The 2,508-nt window shown below is 69.4% G+C and carries 3 protein-coding genes; all 3 read right to left on the reverse strand.

Annotation, left to right across the window (positions count from 1 at the left end; genetic code table 11):
- A partial coding sequence (locus tag AX685_RS09410; protein WP_066487887.1) for an AtzH-like domain-containing protein occupies positions 1-254 on the reverse strand: 254 nt, incomplete at its 3' end.
- A 20-nt stretch (positions 255-274) separates the two neighbouring features.
- A complete protein-coding gene (puuE, locus tag AX685_RS09415) occupies positions 275-1,147 on the reverse strand; it encodes an allantoinase PuuE (RefSeq protein WP_066487885.1) in 873 nt (290 codons plus the stop codon).
- On the reverse strand, positions 1,144-2,382 hold the full coding sequence (locus tag AX685_RS09420) for a pyridoxal-phosphate-dependent aminotransferase family protein (protein WP_231738740.1): 1,239 nt from the start codon (positions 2,380-2,382) through the stop codon (positions 1,144-1,146). The genes puuE and AX685_RS09420 overlap by 4 nt, the downstream gene beginning before the upstream one ends.
- Positions 2,383-2,508: the final 126 nt, after the last annotated feature.

A 2,508-nucleotide genomic window follows, 5' to 3' on the forward strand; every position in this document is an offset into this window, starting at 1 on the left:
GTCGCGAACCGCCCGCCATAGACGGTGATCGCGACCCGCCCGAGCCGCCGCTGCGGCGATCCGCCGCGCCCCTTGCGGAATGCGCGGATTGCCGCGATCCCGTACAGCACCTCGCCCACGCCATAGCGGTTGGTGGTGGGCGCGTCGTGGAACAGCGCGTCCATTGCGGCGATATCGTCCGCCATCAGCGCGCGTTCATAGGCGTGGAACGCCGCCGTCACCTCGGCCAGCGCCTGCGGATCGTTGATGGTGATGGTGATGGGGATGGTCATCGTCATGCCGGATGCACCGCCAGCCAGTGGCGCGCGATGTCGATCCGCCGCGCGATCCACGCATCGCCGCTGACGATCACATGGTCGACGAACCGCGCCACCGCCGCCGCGCGCGCGGGCCGCCCGGCGATCCGGCCGTGCAGCCCCACCGACATCATCCGCCCGCCCTCGCCGCGCAGCGCCTCGAACGTGTCGCGCAGGTAGCGGAAGAACTGCTCGCCCTCGGTAAAGCCGTTCAGCGCCACCATCTTCATGTCGTTGGCGTCGAGCGAATAGGGGACGATCAGTTGCCCCTGAACATAGTAAGGCAGGTCGTCGGCATAGCTATCGGCATCATAGACGAAGCCGCCTTCCTCGCGCACGATCCGCGCGGTATGGGGGCTGGTGCGCCCCTGATACCAGCCGAGCGGGCGCTGGCCGGTCAGCCGGCTGTGCACCTCGATCGCGCGCGCGACATGCTCGCGCTCCACCGCCTCGGGCACGTTCTGGTAATCGATCCAGCGCCAGCCGTGGCTCGCCACTTCCCAGCCGGCGGCCAGCATCGCCTCGACCGCCGCCAGGTTCATCGCCATCGCCGCCGCCACGCCGAAGACGGTGACGGGCACGCCGCGCGCGGTGAACAGCCGGTGCAGCCGCCAGAAACCGGCGCGGCTGCCATATTCGTACAGGCTTTCCATCGCCATCGCGCGGCCAGCATGGCTGCCCGCCCCGACCATGTCGGACAGGAACGCCTCCGACCCCGCATCGCCGTTCAGGACGCTGTTCTCCGCGCCTTCCTCGTAATTGATGACGAACTGCACCGCGACGCGCGCACCGCCCGGCCAGCGCGCGTCGGGCGGCGTCGCGCCATAGCCGATCAGGTCGCGCGCGCTCATCGGTTCCACACCGCCAGCGCCGCGTCGACCCCCGCGCCCGGCGGCACCGCATGGCCTTCCGCACGCAGCACCGCCTCCAGCGCGCCGATCGTCAGCGCCACCTTATGCTTCATCGCGTTGTAGCCCATCGCCCCGATCCGCCACACCTTGCCCGCCAGCGGGCCGAAGGCGGTGCCGATCTCGATCTCGAAATCCTCGCGCATCCGGCGGCGCACCGCCTCGCCATCCACGCCATCGGGGATGTGGATCGCGGTGACGTTGGTCATGCGGTGTGCATCGTCGCCGAATACCGTCAGGCCCATCGCCCGCGCCGCCGCCGTCACCGAAGCACCCGCGCGCGCATGGCGATCGAAGCGCGCCGCCAACCCCTCGCCCAGCGCGACGCGCGCGCATTCGCGCGCGCCGTACAGCATCGTCGTCGCCTCGGTATGATGGTTCAGGCGCTTCTCGCTCCAGTAATCCATCACCATCGCCAGGTCGAAATAGTTGGACCCGATCCGCGGACCCCGCCCGTCGGCGATATCGGCGCGACGGATTCCCTGTTCGACATGACGCCGCGCGAAGATTCGCTCCGCCGCGCGGTCCGACACGGTGATCGGTGCCGAACCGGACGGCCCGCCCAGGCATTTCTGCAAGCCCCCGGTGACGACGTCGACGTCCCATGCGTCTGCCTCGATCGCCATGCCACCGATCGTCGCGGTCGCATCGACATAGCTGTACGCGCCCGCGCTGCGGCACAGATCGCCCAGCCCCGCCAGCGGCTGCGCCATCGTCGTGCTGGTATCGCCATGCACGCTCGCCACCACGCGCGGGCCGTGCCGCGCGATCGCCGCGGCGATCGCGTCCATCGGCACCACCTCGCCCCACGGCGCCTCGACCGACACGATCGTTGCGCCGATCCGCTGCAAGATCTCCTTCAGCAACAGGCCGAACCGGCCGAAGTCGATCACCAGCACCGTGTCGCCCGGCTCGACCAGCGACACCAGCGACGCCTCGATCGCCGCGCGCGCGGTCCCGTCGATCAGGAACGTCCAGCGATTGTCGGTCCCGAACACCGGGCGGTACAGCGCCATCACCTGTTCCATATACCCGGTCATCTCCGGGTCGAACTGCCCCAGCAGGTCGGCGGACATGGCGCGCAAAACGCGCGGGTGCGCGTTGACCGGCCCCGGCCCCATCAGCAGCCGCTGCGGCGGATCGATTTCCCCGAACAGCATCGGATCAAGCCCGCTCACAACGCTCTCCCAATTTGTCGATGAACCGCCGCATCACCGCCAGCGCGGCATCGGTATCGTCGTCGCTCACCTGTTCCGCCGGATCGTGGCTGATGCCGCCGCGACAGCGGATGAACAGCATCGCGG

The organism is Sphingomonas sp. CCH9-F2 (genome assembly GCF_001556735.1).
GTDB classification, from domain to species: domain Bacteria; phylum Pseudomonadota; class Alphaproteobacteria; order Sphingomonadales; family Sphingomonadaceae; genus Sphingomonas; species Sphingomonas ginsenosidimutans.